The sequence below is a fragment of the Miniimonas sp. S16 genome (genome assembly GCF_057748195.1).
Genome location: NZ_CM173242.1, coordinates 1,509,023 through 1,525,681, shown reverse-complemented (window position 1 = coordinate 1,525,681; position 16,659 = coordinate 1,509,023). Strand labels below are relative to the sequence as shown.

General features: G+C 75.9%; 13 protein-coding genes. All 13 read left to right on the top strand.

Annotation, left to right across the window (positions count from 1 at the left end; all coding sequences use genetic code 11):
* Positions 1–2 precede the first annotated feature (2 nt).
* Positions 3–497 (top strand): hypothetical protein, encoded by a 495-nt coding sequence (locus AC3AQ1_RS06655; protein WP_108718338.1) that lies wholly within the window; start codon positions 3–5, stop codon positions 495–497.
* Positions 494–2,146, top strand: coding sequence for an AAA family ATPase (locus AC3AQ1_RS06650; RefSeq protein WP_199916546.1), 1,653 nt, complete (start codon positions 494–496; stop codon positions 2,144–2,146). Before AC3AQ1_RS06655 ends, AC3AQ1_RS06650 begins: the two co-directional genes overlap by 4 nt.
* On the top strand, positions 2,143–3,519 hold the full coding sequence (locus AC3AQ1_RS06645) for a hypothetical protein (protein ID WP_108718337.1): 1,377 nt from the start codon (positions 2,143–2,145) through the stop codon (positions 3,517–3,519). Before AC3AQ1_RS06650 ends, AC3AQ1_RS06645 begins: the two co-directional genes overlap by 4 nt.
* Positions 3,516–4,550: a glutamate ABC transporter substrate-binding protein gene (locus tag AC3AQ1_RS06640; protein ID WP_108718336.1), complete on the top strand. Its 1,035-nt coding sequence runs from the start codon at positions 3,516–3,518 to the stop codon at positions 4,548–4,550. The genes AC3AQ1_RS06645 and AC3AQ1_RS06640 overlap by 4 nt, the downstream gene beginning before the upstream one ends.
* The gene (locus AC3AQ1_RS06635) at positions 4,547–5,692 is read left to right on the top strand and encodes a hypothetical protein (protein WP_234417849.1); all 1,146 of its coding nucleotides are present in this window, start codon (positions 4,547–4,549) and stop codon (positions 5,690–5,692) included. Before AC3AQ1_RS06640 ends, AC3AQ1_RS06635 begins: the two co-directional genes overlap by 4 nt.
* Positions 5,689–8,097, top strand: coding sequence for a serine/threonine-protein kinase (locus AC3AQ1_RS06630; RefSeq protein WP_108718335.1), 2,409 nt, complete (start codon positions 5,689–5,691; stop codon positions 8,095–8,097). Before AC3AQ1_RS06635 ends, AC3AQ1_RS06630 begins: the two co-directional genes overlap by 4 nt.
* On the top strand, positions 8,082–9,791 hold the full coding sequence (locus tag AC3AQ1_RS06625) for a PP2C family protein-serine/threonine phosphatase (RefSeq protein WP_108718334.1): 1,710 nt from the start codon (positions 8,082–8,084) through the stop codon (positions 9,789–9,791). The genes AC3AQ1_RS06630 and AC3AQ1_RS06625 overlap by 16 nt, the downstream gene beginning before the upstream one ends.
* 108 nt (positions 9,792–9,899) lie before the next feature.
* The gene (locus tag AC3AQ1_RS06620) at positions 9,900–11,192 is read left to right on the top strand and encodes a VWA domain-containing protein (RefSeq protein ID WP_108718333.1); all 1,293 of its coding nucleotides are present in this window, start codon (positions 9,900–9,902) and stop codon (positions 11,190–11,192) included.
* A gap of 7 nt (positions 11,193–11,199) precedes the next feature.
* A complete protein-coding gene (locus AC3AQ1_RS06615; RefSeq protein ID WP_108718332.1) occupies positions 11,200–12,228 on the top strand; it encodes a double zinc ribbon and FHA domain-containing protein in 1,029 nt (342 codons plus the stop codon).
* A 126-nt stretch (positions 12,229–12,354) separates the two neighbouring features.
* Positions 12,355–13,743 carry an NAD-dependent malic enzyme gene (locus AC3AQ1_RS06610; protein WP_370445333.1) on the top strand — a complete coding sequence of 463 codons (1,389 nt, stop codon included), beginning with the start codon at positions 12,355–12,357 and terminating at the stop codon, positions 13,741–13,743.
* 248 nt (positions 13,744–13,991) lie between these two features.
* Positions 13,992–15,224 (top strand): ribosome small subunit-dependent GTPase A, encoded by a 1,233-nt coding sequence (rsgA, locus tag AC3AQ1_RS06605; protein WP_108718330.1) that lies wholly within the window; start codon positions 13,992–13,994, stop codon positions 15,222–15,224.
* Positions 15,225–15,330: 106 nt separating this feature from the next.
* Positions 15,331–16,092, top strand: a complete 762-nt coding sequence (locus tag AC3AQ1_RS06600; protein WP_108718329.1) for a DeoR/GlpR family DNA-binding transcription regulator — start codon at positions 15,331–15,333, stop codon at positions 16,090–16,092.
* Positions 16,093–16,124: 32 nt separating this feature from the next.
* Complete coding sequence (locus tag AC3AQ1_RS06595) at positions 16,125–16,550, top strand: sterol carrier family protein (protein ID WP_108718328.1); 426 nt, start codon at positions 16,125–16,127, stop codon at positions 16,548–16,550.
* Positions 16,551–16,659: the final 109 nt, after the last annotated feature.

Here is a 16,659-nt window from a genome sequence, read left to right as displayed (position 1 = left end):
CCGTGGGCTGGTTCGACGACGTCGTGGCGCGGATGTCCGGGCGCGAGCGCCCGGCACAGCCGGTCGAGACGCCGCCGGCGCCGCCCACCTCGGCCGAGATCCTCGCGTCGGTGGAGGCCGTGGAGGAGCGCATCGCGGGTTCCGCGCCCGCCGCGGTGACGGCGCGCGTGCACCGGATCGCCGTCCGCGTGGGGGAGATGGTGCCGCGACTGGACCGGATGGGCGTCGCGAGCCGGGAGGCGCACACCGTCGTCGCGACGGCCACGAGCTACCTGCCCGAGGCGGTCGACTCCTACCTGCGGCTGCCGCGCGACTTCGCCGATCGGCGCGTGGTCTCGAACGGGAAGACCTCGCTGATGCTGCTGTGCGACCAGCTCGACCTGCTCGCCGTCACGCTCGGTCAGATCTCCGACGCGATGTCGCGGCAGGACGCCAACGCGCTCATCGCGCACGGGGACTTCCTCGCGGACAAGTTCGGGAAGGGGAGCCTGGAGTGAGTGCGGGAGCAGGGGGCGGCACGGGTCCGACGGCGTCGCTCGCCCACGCGGTCGAGGCCGCCGTGGCGACGGGGGTGCGCGCCGGGCTGCCCGAGGCACTGGTGCGGGACGAGGCCGAGCGGCTGGCCGCCGCCGTCGCCGAGTCGACGCCGGGGGCGAGCGCCTCCTGGCTCGCCGAGACGCACCGCGCGGGAGCGCCGACCACCCTCTTCTTCGAGGCCGCCGCCGCGGGTCGTCGGTGGCGGTCCGCCCCCACCGACGCGCTGACCGCGCTCGTCCTCGCGGGCGGGGACGCCGCGGGGCACGCGGCCGAGTACGCGGACGCGCTCGGCGACGTCGCGGCCGCCGCGGCCACCCTCGGGTCCGCGGGTCCGCTCGCCGCGCGAGCCGCGATCGAGGCGGCGGCCGCGCAGCGCGGTGCGCTCGCGTCGGACGAGCTCGGCACGCTCACGCTCGCTCCGCCGGACGCACCGGTCGCCTTCCCGGCGCCTCGTCTCGACATCTCCGGCGTGCCGGACGTCCAGCAGATCCTCGAGGCGCTGCGGCTGGGCTCACCGACGGGCCCGGACGGCGTACCCGCCCCCGCCAGCCCGGGGACGACCGCGGTGCCGGGCTCGCCGTCGGGCACGGCCGCCCCGGCCGCGGTCGGCCAGGGGCAGGCCGCCGCGGCCGCCGAGCCGGCGCCCGTTCCCGAGAAGACGCTCGCCGAGCTCATGGCCGAGCTCGACGCGCTCATCGGCCTGGGCCGCGCGAAGGACCAGGTCAAGCGCCAGATCGAGCTGCTCAGGGTGGAGAAGCTGCGCACCGAGGCCGGGCTCACGAAGCCGACCCTCACGCGTCACCTCGTGTTCGTCGGCAACCCGGGCACGGGCAAGACGACGGTCGCGCGCCTCCTGTCGGGCCTCTACCGCGCGATCGGGCTGCTGTCGAAGGGACACCTCGTCGAGGTGGACCGGTCCGAGCTGGTCGCCGGCTACCTGGGCCAGACCGCGGCGAAGACGACCGCGGTGGTGAGCTCCGCCGTCGGCGGCGTGCTGTTCATCGACGAGGCGTACGCGCTCACCGAGGGCGGCACCGGCCCGGACGCCTACGGCCAGGAGGCCGTGAACACGCTGGTCAAGGACATGGAGGACCACCGCGACGACCTCGTCGTCATCGTCGCGGGCTACCCCGCGCCGATGGCCGAGTTCATCGCGGCGAATCCCGGGCTGGAGTCGCGGTTCGCGACGACCATCACGTTCGAGGACTACTCCGACGACGAGCTGCGCTCGATCTTCTCCTCGATGGCCGAGAAGGCGGACTTCCTGCCCACGCCCGAGTGCCTCACGCGCGTGGCGGAGATCGTCGCGGTGCAGCCGCGGACGTCCGGGTTCGGCAACGCCCGGTTCGTCCGCAACCTCCTCGACGCCGCGATCGGCCGGCACGCCTGGCGCCTCAAGGACGTCGCGGAGCCGACGGTCGAGCAGCTCCAGGAGCTGCTGCCGGAGGACCTCGTCGACCCCGCGCAGGAGGACGTCGAGGACGTGCTCGCGCTGCTCGACCCCGCGCCCGACGGCGAGCCCGCCTCGCCCGGAGACGTCGCCGACGCGGCCGAGGAGTCCAGCGACCCTGCCGACCCGACCACCCGCGCGCCCGAGGAGGAAGCATGACGAGGTCCGCCGTCCCGCCCCGACCCGGCGGCCCCGTCGGCGCGTCCGCAGCGGCGCCGCCGAGCCTACGGCCGGCGCAGCCGAGCCCGCAGGCGCCGCGCGGCGCGCAGGGTCAGCAGGGCCGGCAGGGTCAGCAGCGCGTGAAGCGCCGCCTGGCTCCCTCGAACACGCCCTCCCGGCTCCGGCTCGCGATCGCTGTGGCCGTGCTGGCCTCGGTGCTCGTCGGGGCACTCGGCCTGACGATCGGGCTGCAGCAGTCCCGCCTGCTCGGCGCCGTCGCCGAGCGCGGGCAACGCGTGGTCGCGCTCCTGGACACGCGCGGGAACCTCGTCACGGCCGACGGCACCGTCACCAACGCCTTCCTCATCGGCGGTCTCGAGCCCGCGGACCTGCGCGCCGCCTACGACGCCTCGCTCGCGGACGGCGCCGCCGGCCTCGCGGCCCTCGGCGACACCCCGGACGACCCGGAGCACCTCCTCGCCGGCGCCTCGAGCGACGTCGCCGTGTACGCGGGGCTGGTGGAGCAGGCACGCGCGAACAACCGGCAGGGCTTCCCGGTCGGCGCCGCCTACCTCGGCCAGGCGTCCCGCGGCCTCGCGACGGACGTGCTCGCGCCGATCGACACCGTCGTGAGCACCACGGCGGACGCGACGGCGCGGGACTTCAACGCCGTCGGGGGCGTCGTCGCCCTCGCCTGGCTCTCGTTCGCGCTGCTCGCCGTGCTCGTCGTCGTGCAGATCTGGCTGGCGCGCCGGAGCCGGCGTGTGATCAACGTGCCGACGCTCGTGGGGACCCTCGTGCTGCTGCTCGCCACGGTGGTGGGGACGGTCGTCGCGTCGAGCACGGCGTCGACCGCGCGAGACACCCGCACGTCGAGCTACCAGGGGTCGCTCGCGGTGTCCCAGGCGTTGTCGCTGGCGGGCGAGGCGCGCTCGGACGAGGCGTTCACCCTCATCCGCCGCGGATCGGGCGGTGCCTACCAGGAGCAGTTCGTCGCCGCGACCGAGCAGGCCCGGGCGGACCTCGAGCGCGCCGCGGAGGCGGCCGGCGACGGCGACACCGACCTCGTCGCACTGCTGGACGCCTGGGTGGAGCAGCACGCACAGATCCGCGCGCTGGACGACGGCGGGGACTGGAACGGCGCCGTCGCGCTCGCCACGAGCCGCGCCGAGGACTCCCCGAGCGCGGCCTACGACGCTTTCGTCACGGCGGCCGACGCGCAGGTCACCGCGTTCTCCGACGCCACCGACCACAGCCTGCGCTCGGCGCAGTGGCAGACCGGCGTGATGGGCGTCGTGCTCGCCGTCGCCGGGCTCGTCTCGGCGGTGCTGTGCTGGCGAGGTATCGGCCGACGGCTGGAGGAGTACCGATGAGCCGCACGACCTTCGACCGGGCGGACCGGGTCCGCGGTCGCCGCGCCGGCCGCTCGCGCCGCGCCCTCGCGGGGCTGGCTGCCCTCGCGCTCCTCGCGGTGACGGCGGCGTGCTCGGGTCCGGACGGCCAGTCCGACCTCGGCCGCACCCCCGAGCCCACGGCGACGGCGTCGGCCGAGCCGACGACGGCGCCCACCACGGCCGCGCCCGCGGAGTGCGCGGACCCGACGCAGTCCTACGACCCGCTCGCCACGCTGCCCGCCGCGGGCGCGATGCCGTCGGGCAGCACCATGGCCGAGATCGCCGACCGCGGTCAGCTCATCGCCGGAGTCTCGGCCGACACGCTGCTCATGGGCGCGCGCAACCCGTTCACGGGCGCCATCGAGGGGTTCGACATCGACGTCGTGCGCGACATCTCGACGGCGATCTTCGGCGACCCCGACCACGTCCAGTACCGGGTCATCACCTCCGGCCAGCGGCTCCAGGCGCTCCAGGACGGCACCGTGGACGTGGTGGCGCGGACGTTCTCGGTGACGTGCGCCCGCTGGGCGGAGATCGCGTTCTCCGCCGTGTACTTCCAGGCGGGCCAGAAGCTGCTCGTGAGCGCGGACTCCCCGGTCCAGGGGTTCGACGACCTGGCGCCGGACACCCGGGTGTGTGCGCCGTCGGGCACCACCACGCTCACCCGGCTGGAGGAGTACGACGTCGAGGCGGTCCCCGCCGCGACCCACACCGAGTGCCTCGCGCTGTTCCAGCAGGGTCAGGTCGACGCCATCACGGGCGACGACACGATCCTGGCGGGGTTCGCGGCGCAGGACCCGTACGCGAGCGTGGTCGGCGCCGCCATCAGCGCCGAGCCGTACGGCGTGGGGATCGCGGCCGACGACGTCGACCTCGTGCAGTTCGTCAACGCGGTGCTCGCGCAGCGCGTGGCGGACGGTCGCTGGCAGGCCTCCTACGACCGGTGGCTCGCCCCCGCGCTGGGCGCCGGGACCGGGGCGCCGACGCCCGTGTACGGGCGGACGCCGTGACCGCGCCGCCGCTGCGCGCCCCCGAACCGGTCCCGGCGCCGGTCCCGCCCGGCCGCCTCGGCGAGTCGATCGGGCAGCAGGCGCTCCTGGACTACCAGGTCGCGCTGCACCGCTGGCTCGAGGACCGCCGCACCGAGCTGGACCGCCTGGACCGCGCCGCGCAGGCCGCCCGGGACGCGCAGGCGGTGACCGGGGACGTGGTGCTGGCGATGTCGATGTGGGAGTCGGTGCGCAGCCGCGCGGAGGAGCTGCGCACGCTGTGGGACTCGGGTCGCGCCGATGCGCTCGCCCGCGAGCGGATGTCCCGGGTGATCTGGGGCCGCCTCGACGGCGCGCCCGTCCCGGGCGACCCGACGGCCGCGACCAGCACGGTCTCGCTCGCCGAGGCCACCACGCTCGCCGACGCGCTCGTGCGCCAGCTGCGCACGCGGCTGGCGTTCGACCCCGACCAGGCCGACGTCACCGCGCGCCTGCGGGCCGTGCGCGCGAGCCTCGTGCGCAGCGGCGACCTCGTGCGCGACGGCGAGCCCGAGGCCGAGGCGGTCGCGCGCGTCCGCGGTGCGTGGGAGCGCGTGACGGCCGACTCGACCCGCGGCGCCGACGTGACCGGTCCGCTCGGCGAGCTCGAGGTGGCGTCGGCGCGCGTCGAGCGTGACGCGATCGTCGCCGCGGCCCGGCGGCACGAGGCGCAGCGCGACCACGCACGGGCCACGTCGCTCGCGCAGCAGCTCGAGGCCCGGGAGGCCGGGCTGGCCGAGCTCGTGGAGCGGTGCCGACGCGAGATCGCCACGCCCCCGCGGCTCGCCGTGCCGGACGTGTCCCGGCTCGGCGACGTGCCCACCGAGGCCGAGGCGCTCGCGGCCTACCTCACACGGCTCGAGGCGGTGGCCCGCGCCATGGACACCGTCGAGGACGCCTACACCACGCCGCTGCGCACGCGGGCCTCGCTGCGGTTCCGGCTCGCGCGGCTCACCGAGCGCGCCGCGGGCAACGGGCGGGACGCCTCGCCCACCGTCCGCGCCGCGCTGGCCGAGGCGAGCGACGCCGTCGCCGCCTCGCCCTGCGACGTCACCCTCGCCGAGGACCTCGTCGACCTGGCCGACGTCGTCACGGCGCCGCTGAAGCACGGGAGGTCCCGATGACCGCACCAGTGACCGGTGAGCGGTGCACCCAGCCCGGGTGCACCGGTGTCCTGGAGGACGGCTACTGCAACGTGTGCGGCATGCCGGCGCAGGACCCGGCCGGGGGGCAGACAGGCCTGGCGACCCACCGGGCGGCCGGTTCCGCGGCGCTCGGCACGGGTGTCGCGGGGGCGGGCTCGGCGGGTTCGGCGCCCCCGAGCGGGCCGGCGAGCCGGCACACCCCCGCCGAGGTCGCCCCGGGCTCGACCCGCTTCGCGGCGTCGTCCTCGACGCGGCTCGCGAGCGCCGCCGTCGGGTCGGCCCGCGGGTCGCGCGTCACGCGCCGGCTCGGCACCACCTCGACGCGGCTGCGGACGCAGCGCATCGGCGCGGGCCTCACGTCCGTGCCGGCGACGCCCGTCGAGGACCCGCTCAAGGCGGTCCTCGCCCGACCCGAGGTGGCCGAGCGCAAGCGGTTCTGCCCGAGCTGCGGGACCGCCGTCGGGCGCTCGCGCGACGGCGTGCCCGGCCGCACCCAGGGGTTCTGCCCCCACTGCGGAGCGCGGTTCGACTTCGAGCCGCAGCTCAAGGCCGGCGACCTGCTCGGCGGCCAGTACGAGGTGGTCGGCGCGCTCGCGCACGGCGGCCTCGGGTGGATCTACCTCGCACGCGACCGCAACGTCTCGGGTCGGTTCGTCGTGCTCAAGGGCCTGCTGAACTCGGGCGACCGGGACGCGTACGAGGCGGCGATCGCCGAACGCGAGTTCCTCGCCGAGGTCGAGCACCCGCTGATCGTCGAGATCTACAACTTCGTGATGCACGAGGGTGCGGGCTACACGGTCATGGAGTTCGTCGGCGGCAAGTCGCTGCGCGAGATCCTCGAGGAGCGCCGCGCGGCCAAGGGGGGCGTCGTCGACCCGCTTCCGGTGGACCAGGCGCTGGCCTACATCCTCGAGATCCTGCCCGCGTTCGCGTACCTGCACGACCACGGGCTGCTCTACTGCGACTTCAAGCCCGACAACGTGATCCAGCAGGGCGAGGGACTCAAGCTCATCGACCTCGGCGGCGTGCGGCGCGCGACCGACGAGACCTCGGCGATCTTCGGCACCGTCGGGTACCAGGCGCCCGAGGTGCCGACCGACGGGCCGTCGGTCGCCTCGGACATCTACACGATCGGTCGCACGCTCGTGACGCTCGTGCTCGACTTCCGCGGCAACACCTCGACCTTCGCGGCGTCGCTGCCGTCGGTCGCGGACACCCCGGTGTTCCAGACCTACGACTCCTTCTACCGGCTCGTGGCGAAGGCGTGCGCGCTGGACCCGTCCGACCGGTTCGCGAGCGTGGACGAGCTGCGCTCCCAGGTGCTCGGCGTGCTGCGCGAGGTGGTCGCGACCGACCGCGGCCCGGGCAGCCCGGCGCTGTTCTCTGCCGCGTCGCCGCACTTCGAGGCGCCGCTCGTGGACGCCGTGGACGCGCCGCTCGCGTGGAGCGAGCTGCCTGCGCTCAAGGTCGACCCGGGCGACCCGATGGCGACCTGGCTCGCCGGGGTGACCGACCCGGTGGGCCGGCTGCAGGCGCTGCGGGGCGCGGCGCAGGACACCGTCGAGGTGCGCCTCGCGCGGATCCACGCCGCGATCCAGGCCGGCCAGCCCTCGCTCGCGGAGCAGGGCATCGCCGAGGTGCTTGCCGAGGACCCGTGGGAGTGGCGCGCCCTGTGGCTGCAGGGCCTGCACGAGCTCGCGGCCGCCAGCCCCGTGGCCGCCCGCGCGTCCTTCAACGCGGTGTACGGCCAGGTGCCCGGCGAGCTCGCACCCAAGCTCGCGCTCGCCACGACGTGCGAGCTGAGCGGTGAGCTCGACGTGGCCGAGCAGCTCTACGTGGTGTGCGCGCGGTCGGACGCGAACTACACCGCGCCGTGCGCGTTCGGGCTCGCCCGGATCCGCGCGCGTCGCCAGGACGTGGACGGCACGCTGCGCGCGCTCGACCTCGTGGCCCGCACCCGCGCGTCCTACCCCGTGGCGCGGGCGCGTCGGGCCGGCGTGCTCGTGAGCACGGCGAGCTCGCAGGCCGGCGTCGACGACGCGCTGACCAGCATCAAGGGTGTTCCGATCGAGCCCGAGCAGCGCGCCGACCTCGAGATCGCGGCGTACTCGACCGCGCTGGCGCTCGTGCTGGACGGGGCCGGGGCGTCCGGTGGCGGCTCGGGTGGCTCGGGTGGTGCTGGTGGCGCGGGCGGGAGGGGCCGGAAGGCTCAGCCCTCGGCCGTGGGACTCGGGGGCGCCGGCGGTGTGCTCGCGCAGGAGCGCCCTCTGCGGCTCGCGCTCGAGCGCGCGTACCGGGTCCGCGCGAGGCTGGCCGACGACGAGGGCGAGCGCGTGGCGCTCGTCGACCGAGCGAACGAGGTGCGACCGTGGACGAGGACATGACGACGGAGTCGGGGCAGGACGAGCAGCCGACCCAGGCGCTGCCCGCGCGCGGCGCGGTGCGGCCGGGCGAGGGGGCGCCCGGCGGCGGGGCCGCGGGGGCCGAGCCGGCGGCGGGTGGCATCGCCGCCGGCGCGGGCGAGCCTGCGCCGGGGATCGTCGCGGCCACGACGGATGAGCCTGCCGCGGCGCCGGGCGAGCCCGGTGAGCCGGCCGCGGCGCCGGATGAGCCTGGTGAGCCGGGCGAGCCCGGTGAGCCGGCCGCGAGTGCGGACACCGACGGCGCGACGGCGAACGTTCCGTCGCTGGCGTGTCCCGTGTGCGGTGCGCTCGGCCCGGCGACGGACAGCTTCTGCGAGGCGTGCGGCACGCCGCTGCGCGCGAGCGCGGTCCCGCCCGCCGGCGGCCAGGCGTCCGCCGCGCCGGCGGGCCCCGCCGCACCGGCGACGCCCGCGACCGACCCGGTCGGCGCCCAGACCCCGGACGACCCGGGCGGCGCCGCGGGCGAGGCCGCACCGGCGCCGTTCGGGACGCCGGGGTCGAACCCGGAGGGTCTGGCCGGGGCCTCCCCGTTCGGGACGCCTGGCTCCGCGGCCGGGGGCCACGCCGTCGCCTACCCGGTGGGCGACCCGGCCGCCGCCGGCGCACCCCCCGCCCCGGGCGCGCCGACTGCAGCGGCGGCGCCCGCCGTCGGGCACGACCCGACGGCGACGCTCGGCCCCGGCGTGCGCGAGTGCTCGCGCTGCGGGGGGACCATTGCCTCGGACGGCTACTGCCTCGAGTGCGGCGAGCGCGCGGCCCTGCCGCGCGACCACTTCCGCAGCGCCCCTGCGCCGTGGCTGGGCGGAGTCTGCGACCGCGGGGTCGTGCACACGCGGAACGAGGACGCGATGGCGCTCGCCGTGAGCGGCGGCGGGGCGGTGCTCGTGGTGTGCGACGGCGTGTCGTCGGCGCGGGACTCCGACGTCGCCAGCCTCGCCGCGTGCGAGGCCGCGGCGACCGAGCTGCTCGCGCAGCTGGACCGGACGCCGGGCCCGGAGCGCGAGCAGCAGCTCCTCGACGCCGTCGCGCGGGCGGCCGTCACCGCGAACACCGCCGTGGTCGCGACGGGCGGGGCCGCGGCGCACGGCGCTTCGCAGCAGGGCTCCGCCGCCGGGGCGGACGCCGCCGAGGGAGCAGACGCCGCCGGGGCCGACGCCGCGCTGACGGGAGCCGCGACGGGGGGGGAGGACTCGCCGTCGTGCACGTACGTCGCCGCGGTGGTCGAGGGACCGGTGGTGGCCGTCGCCTGGATCGGGGACTCGCGCGCGTACTGGTTCCCCGACGCCGGTACGCCGGTGCGGCTCACGAACGACCACTCGTGGGCCGCCGAGATGATCGCGCTCGGCATGCCACGCGCCGAGGCGGAGGCCGCGCGGCACGCCCACGCGATCACGCGGTGGCTCGGCGCGGACGCTCCGGACCTCGCGGCCGGCACCACGCTGCTGGAGGTCGCCGACCCGGGCTGGCTGCTGCTGTGCAGCGACGGGCTGTGGAACTACTGCTCCGAGCCGGAACCGCTCGCGGCGCTCGTGCGCCAGAGCGTGCAGGAGGCGCAGGGCGACCCGACCGAGTCGGCCGCGGCGCTCGTGCGGTGGGCGAACGGCCAGGGCGGGCGGGACAACGTGACGGCCGCGCTCGCGCGGCTCGGGCGATGACACCGTCGGCGACCCCGAGGGCGACCCCCGCACCGGCCTCGAGCGAGACCCCGTGGGTGGGCCCGACTAGGCTGGGCGGGCCCACGAAGGAGCAGGTGAGGGAGCACGATGGCGACGTTCAGCGCTGAGGTCTTCTCCAACCAGTACGTGCCCGAGGGGGCCACGGACGTCCACGCGATCGTCTCCGTGACGGCGTCGGGCTCCGGCTCGGGCGCCGCGGGGGACTACGGCGCGACGGGCGCCGGCGCTGCGGAGATCATCATCTTCGACAGCTCGGGCTCGATGTCCGGGCGCAACCTGCAGTCCGCCAAGTACGCCGCGTCGGTCGCGGTGGACCAGATCGTGGACGGCACGTGGTTCGCGATCGTCGCGGGCAGCCACGTCGCCACGCGGGTGTTCCCCTACCCCAACGCACCCGTGCAGATCGTGCGGATGGAGCCGGCCGCGCGGGCCGAGGCCAAGCGCGCCATCGAGCGGGTCACCGCGACGGGCGGCACCGCGATGAGTTCGTGGCTCATGCTCGCGGACCAGATCTTCGCGACCGTTCCCGCGGGAGTGCGCAAGCACGCGATCCTCCTCACCGACGGCAAGAACGAGTCGGAGCCGGCCGGCAACCTGCAGCGGGCGATCGCCGCGGTGCAGGGTCACTTCCAGTGCGACGCGCGCGGCGTGGGCGACCGGTGGATCGTCGAGGAGGTGCGGCAGATCGCGACCGCGCTGCTCGGCACCGTCGACCTCATCGCCGACCCGTCGGGCATCCCGGCCGACTTCGAGCGGCTCATGCGCGCGTCGATGGCGCGCACCGTGAACGACGCGCAGCTGCGCGTCTGGGCGCCGCAGGGCGCCCAGCTGCTGTTCGTGCGCCAGGTCGCGCCCACGCTCGAGGACCTCACCGCGCGCCGGATCGTGGTGAACCCGCTGACCGGCGACTACCCGACCGGCGCGTGGGGCGACGAGGAGCGCGAGTACCACGTCGCGGTCCGGGTGCCGTCCCGCCCGCTCGGTGCGGAGCAGCTCGTGGCGCGGGTGCAGGTCGTGGTGGGCGGCCAGGTCGCCGCCTCCGGGCTGGTCAAGGCCACGTGGTCGGCCGACCCGTCGCTCACGGCGCGGATCAGCCCCGAGGTCGCGCACTACACGGGCCAGGCCGAGCTCGCCTCGGTGATCCAGGAGGGTCTCGCGGCCAAGGCGGCGGGCGACGAGGCGACGGCGACCGTGAAGCTCGGCCGCGCCGTCCAGCTCGCGCAGCAGACCGGCAACGACGAGGCCACCTCGCGGCTGCGCCGCGTCGTCGAGATCGACGATCCGGAGCGTGGCACCGTGCGGCTGCGCCGCGAGGCCTCCCGCCTCGACGAGATGGCGCTCGACACGGGCTCCACGAAGACCACCCGCGTGCGGAAGTGAGGGTCCGATGAGCGCCGTCTGTCCGAACGGACACCTGTCGGAGGCCACCGACTACTGCGACACGTGCGGTGAGCCGATCGCGTCGGTGGCCTCGCCGTCGCCGGCCCCGGTCGCTCCTGCCGCATCCGCACCCGCCGGGGCGAGCGCGGGTCAGGCGTGCCCGAACTGCGGGGCGACGGCCGCCGCCGGCGCTCTGTTCTGCGAGAACTGTGGCTACGACTTCACCACGGGCACGGCGCCCCAGCCGTTGACCCCGCCCGACGGCGTCGCGTCCGGCGGTCTGCTCGACCTCGGCTCGCCCGTGGGTGCGCCGGGGCAGGCCTCCGGCCCGGGCGCGACGGCGAGCGGAAGTCCGGCGGCGGCGGCGGGCGAGCCGGACCCGGGAGCCGACCCGGCCGCTGCGGCGGCGAGTGCGCCGGGTGCTGCTGAGGGTGAGCCCGCATCGACCGGGGACGGCGGTGCGGCCGAGGGCGAGGGCGGCGGCGGAGGCGACGGCGGACCGGCCGAGCCGGGCGCTGACCCCTCCTCCGACCCCGACCCCGCGGCGGCCCACGTCGCACCCGAGGCGAGCGAGGCTGCGAAGGGGGGCTCGCCGTCGGGCGTCCCGTTCACGCCGGCCGCGCCGGCGCTCGCGGACGCGTGGGTGGCGGAGATCTGGATCGACCCGGACTGGTACGCCGAGCAGCAGCCGGAGGACCCCATGCCGAGCGTCGGGATGCCGACGCTCGTCCCGCTGCGGCTCGCGACCCTGCTCGTGGGGCGGCCCTCGCGCTCGCGCGGCATCCACCCGGACCTCGACTGCGGCGCCGACACCGGGGTGTCCCGGCGGCACTGCCAGCTCACGTCGGACGGGCAGCGCTGGTGGGTCGAGGACCTGCAGTCCGCGAACGGCACGTACGTCAGCCCGGTCGGCGAGCCGCTGCCGGTGACGCCGCTGCCGCCGGGGGAGCGCCGCGAGATCGACGAGGGCAGCCGGATCTTCGTGGGCGGGTGGACCCGCATCGTGGTGCGCCGCGCGCTGCCGGGCGAGGTCTGAGTCGGCGAACGCCGGCCCGACCGCTACGACCAGAACGCGTCGGACCGTCCCGCGCGCCCGTGAAGGGGTAGCCTCCGCAGGGGCGGGGTCAGGCACCCCGCGGCACGCCTACCGATGGAGCCACGCGTGAGCACCCCCAGCGTCAGCTACTCGATCACGGTCCGCCTCGAGCTGCCGTCCCGCCCGAGCGTCGTCTCCACCCTGACGACGGTGGTGGAGCAGGAGGACGGGCTGGTGACCGCCGTCGACGTCTCCGGGTCAGAGACGGACCGGCTCCAGGTCGACCTCACGATTGCCACCGGCGGCGAGGCCGACGCGGCGCGGATCGTCGACGCGCTGCGCGCGATCGACGGCGTCACTATCGGACGCGTCTCCGACCGCGTCTTCCTCGCGCACCTGGGCGGCAAGCTGACGATCCAGTCCCGCGTACCGATCCGGCACCGTGACGACCTCTCCCTCGTCTACACGCCGGGCGTTGCTCGGGTGTCCCGGCAGGTCGCCGACCACCCCGAGGACGCGCGACGGCTCACCATCAAGCGCAACACGATCGCTGTGGTCTCCGACGGCTCCGCGGTGCTCGGGCTCGGCAACATCGGGCCGCTCGGGGCGCTGCCGGTGATGGAGGGCAAGGCCGCGCTGTTCAAGCGGTTCGCCGAGATCGACGCGTTCCCGCTGTGCCTGGACACCCAGGACGTCGAGGAGATCATCGCGACCGTGAAGAACGTCGCGCCGGTGTTCGCGGGCATCAACCTCGAGGACATCTCGGCGCCGCGGTGCTTCGAGGTCGAGCGGCGGCTGCGTGCGGAGCTGGACATCCCGGTGTTCCACGACGACCAGCACGGCACGGGCATCGTCGCGACGGCGGCGCTGCTCAACGCGCTCACGGTGGTGGGCAAGGACATCGGCGAGGTCCGCGTGGTGCTGTCCGGCGCCGGGGCGGCCGGGTCGGCGGTGCTGCGGATGATGCTCGCGGCCGGGGTGAAGCACGCGACGGTGGTCGACGTCGAGGGGATCATCTACGACGGTCGGCCCGGGATGCACGAGTCCCTGCGCTGGATCGCCGAGCGGACGAACGCGCGCGGCCTGACCGGGACGCTCGCCGACGCCATCGTCGGAGCCGACGTGTTCGTGGGCGTCTCCGCGCCCAACATCCTGCGCGAGGAGGACGTCCAGGCCATGGCGCCGAACGCGATCGTGTTCGCGCTGGCCAACCCGACGCCCGAGATCGACCCCGCCATCGCGGCCCGGCACGCCGCGGTCGTGGCGTCGGGGCGCAGCGACTTCGCCAACCAGATCAACAACGTGCTCGCGTTCCCCGGCGTCTTCCGCGGGCTGCTCGACGCGCGCTCCAACACGGTGAACGACGAGATGCTGCTCGCGGCGGCGCGGGCGCTCGCGGCGGTCGTGACGCCGGAGGAGCTCAACCCGACGTACGTCATCCCGAGCGTGTTCCACCCCGAGGTGCACGAGACGGTGGCCGAGGCGGTCCGCCGCGCGGCCGAGCAGGCCCGCTGACCTGCGTCCGGCGCGCCCGCTGACCCCCGCCCCCCCGTTCGCGAGAGGTTCTTCGTCCTTTCGCGAGAGGATCTCGGTCCTTTCGCGAGAGGTTCTCCGTCCTTTTCCGAGAGGTTTTCGGTCGTCTCGCGACGCGACCGACTTCCTCTCGGGAAAGGACGAACTTCCTCTCGGGAAAGGACGAAGATCACCTCGCGAACGGGGTGGGGCCGGGCAAATGGCTGGACGGCGCTCGTAGCGTCGATGCCATGTCCGACCCCGTCTCGCCGCGCTGGCGCGTCGCGCGCGTCGACCGCACCCGGGTGGTCCTCGTCCCCGACCTGCCCGACGGCGTCGACCCCGCCGAGCGCGCCGCCTCACCCGAGCCCGGCCCCGACCTGCCCGACGGCGTCGACCCCGCCGAGCGCGCCGCCTCACCCGAGCCCGGCCCCGACCTGCCCGACGGCGTCGACCCCGCCGAGCGCGCCGCCTCACCCGAGCCCGGCCCCACCACGCCCGCCTCACCCGCGTCCGGCCCCGCCGCGCCCGCGCGCCGCACCGTCGCGCTGCGCCCCGGCGGCGTCCTCGGCGCCGTGGTCGGCGAGCCGCAGGCGCCCGCCGTCGGCGACCGCGTCGTCGAGGCGCCCACCGCCACCGACGCCGAGCGTGTCCTCCTCGCCCCGAGAACCTCCGAGCTCGTGCGCGACTCCGCCGACCGCTCCGCGAGCTTTCAGGTGCTGGCCGCGAACGTGGACGTCGTGCTCGTCGTCGAGCACCTCGACCCCGAGCCGAAGATCGGCCGCCTCGAGCGGCTCGGCACGCTCGCGTGGAACGCGGGAGCGACGCCGCTCGCCGTGCTGACCAAGGCCGACCTCGTGACCGACGCCACCGACTGGGTCGCCGACGTCGAGGCCGCTCTCCCGGGCGTGACGGTCCTCCCCGTGTCGGCCACGACGGGCGAGGGCGTCGACGCGCTGCGCGACCTGCTCGAGCCGGGCACGACGGTGGTGGTCGTCGGCCCGTCGGGCGCGGGCAAGTCGACGCTGGTGAACGCGCTCGCCGGCGCCGAGGTCATGGCGACGGGAGAGCGGCGCGGGGACGGCAAGGGCCGGCACACCACCACTCATCGCGAGCTCGTCCCCCTGCCCCTGCCCCGCGGCGCGGCGTGGCTCGTCGACACCCCCGGGCTGCGCACCATCGGGCTCGTCGCGTCCGAGGACTCCGTGGCCAGCACGTTCTCCGACGTGGCAGCGATCGCCGAGCGTTGCCGCTTCGGCGACTGCGCGCACGACGGCGAACCCGGCTGTGCCGTGCAGGCGGCACTCGCGGACGGCTCCCTGCCGCAGCGCCGCTACGACTCCTGGCAGACCCAGCTCCGCGAGGCGCGGTACGCCGCACGCCGCAACGACGCGCGCCTCGCGGCGCAGGAGAGCGCGCAGTGGCGGCGCCGGACCATGCAGATGCGCGAGTACCTCAAGGTCTCCGGCAAGGGCCGCCACTGACGCCACCAGGTCCTGAGCCGAACCCTCCTACCGCCCCGACGCCCGTTTGACACTCCCACACAAACGGAGGTAAACAGAAGCGACCACAGGACCCCGGGAGTGCACCATGTACGCGACGGAGCGGCAGCTGGAGATCCGCGCCATCGCGCGCGAGCGCGGCCGAGTCGAGGTCAAGGAGCTCGCCGACCGCCTGGGCGTCACCCCCGAGACCGTCCGCCGCGACCTCACCCTGCTCGAGCGCCGCGGCGTGCTGCGCCGCGTGCACGGGGGAGCGATCGCCGTCGAGCGCCTCGCGATCGAGCCCGCCGTCGCTGATCGCGAGACCCGGATGTCCGAGGCCAAGCAGCGCATCGCGCGCGCGGCCCTGGACGAGCTGCCCGACGGCGGAGCGATCGCCGTCGACGCCGGCACCACCACCGCGCAGCTCGTCGCGCTCATGCCGGCCGACCGTGAGCTCACCGTCGTCACGCACGGCGTCCACCTCGCGATCGCGCTCGCCGCGCTGCCCGGCATCACGCTCCACCTCCTCGGCGGCCAGCTGCGCGGGCGAACCCTCGCCGCGGTCGGCGCCTGGGCCGAGCAGCAGCTCGCCGACGTGCACGTGGACGTCGCGTTCGTCGGCGCGAACGGCGTCACGGTCGAGGAGGGCATCACGACCCCCGACCTCGCCGAGGCCCGCATCAAGCGCGCGCTCGTCCGCGCCGCGAGCCGCACCGTGATCCTCGCCGACCACACCAAGTTCGGCCTCGTCGACTTCGCGCGCGTCACCCCGCTCGCGGACGTCGACACCTTCATCACCGACACGGGCCTCGACGCCGAGGCGGCCGCCGAGATCGAGGCGACCGGCTGCCGCGTCGTGCGCGCCTGAGCGCCCGGCACCGGACGGGACGGCGAGAGACGATGGCACGACGGCGGATCGATCCACAGGCGGGCGAGGTCGCCCTCGCGCAGTGGGCCGCCCAGGGCGAGGACACGCCGCGCACCGTCCTGCTCACGGCTGTCCGTTACGCGCTGGAGGAGCTCGAGGCCCTGCACCCCGGCCACAGCGTGGAGGTTCGCGTCCCGCCGGCGGGCGCGGTGCAGGCCTTCGGCGGCCCGCGGCACACCCGTGGCACCCCGCCGAACGTGGTGGAGTGCCGGCCGCACACGTTCCTCGGCCTCGCCACGGGACGGATCGCGTGGGCCGACGTCGTGCACCGCGCGATCGACGACGGTGGCGTCCAGGCCTCGGGCACCCGCGCGGACCTCACCGAGGCGCTGCCGTTCCTCCGGCCGCGCGCTCGCGGCACGCACGGCGACGACGGCGGCGCGCACCGCCCGGCGTGAGGCGCGCCTTGCGCGGGCACGCCCACCGACGACGGCGGCGCGCACCCCCCGGCCTGAGCGCGCCTCGCGCGGGGCGTGAGTACGGCGACGACGCCAGGGCGCGGTCGGG

Coding starts and splice junctions, on each gene's coding strand:
- AC3AQ1_RS06615 (WP_108718332.1), top strand. CDS start 11,200: ATGAGCGCCGTCTGTCCGAACGGACACCTGTCGGAGGCCACCGACTAC.
- AC3AQ1_RS06640 (WP_108718336.1), top strand. CDS start 3,516: ATGAGCCGCACGACCTTCGACCGGGCGGACCGGGTCCGCGGTCGCCGC.
- AC3AQ1_RS06620 (WP_108718333.1), top strand. CDS start 9,900: ATGGCGACGTTCAGCGCTGAGGTCTTCTCCAACCAGTACGTGCCCGAG.
- AC3AQ1_RS06630 (WP_108718335.1), top strand. CDS start 5,689: ATGACCGCACCAGTGACCGGTGAGCGGTGCACCCAGCCCGGGTGCACC.
- AC3AQ1_RS06595 (WP_108718328.1), top strand. CDS start 16,125: ATGGCACGACGGCGGATCGATCCACAGGCGGGCGAGGTCGCCCTCGCG.
- rsgA (WP_108718330.1), top strand. CDS start 13,992: ATGTCCGACCCCGTCTCGCCGCGCTGGCGCGTCGCGCGCGTCGACCGC.
- AC3AQ1_RS06645 (WP_108718337.1), top strand. CDS start 2,143: ATGACGAGGTCCGCCGTCCCGCCCCGACCCGGCGGCCCCGTCGGCGCG.
- AC3AQ1_RS06600 (WP_108718329.1), top strand. CDS start 15,331: ATGTACGCGACGGAGCGGCAGCTGGAGATCCGCGCCATCGCGCGCGAG.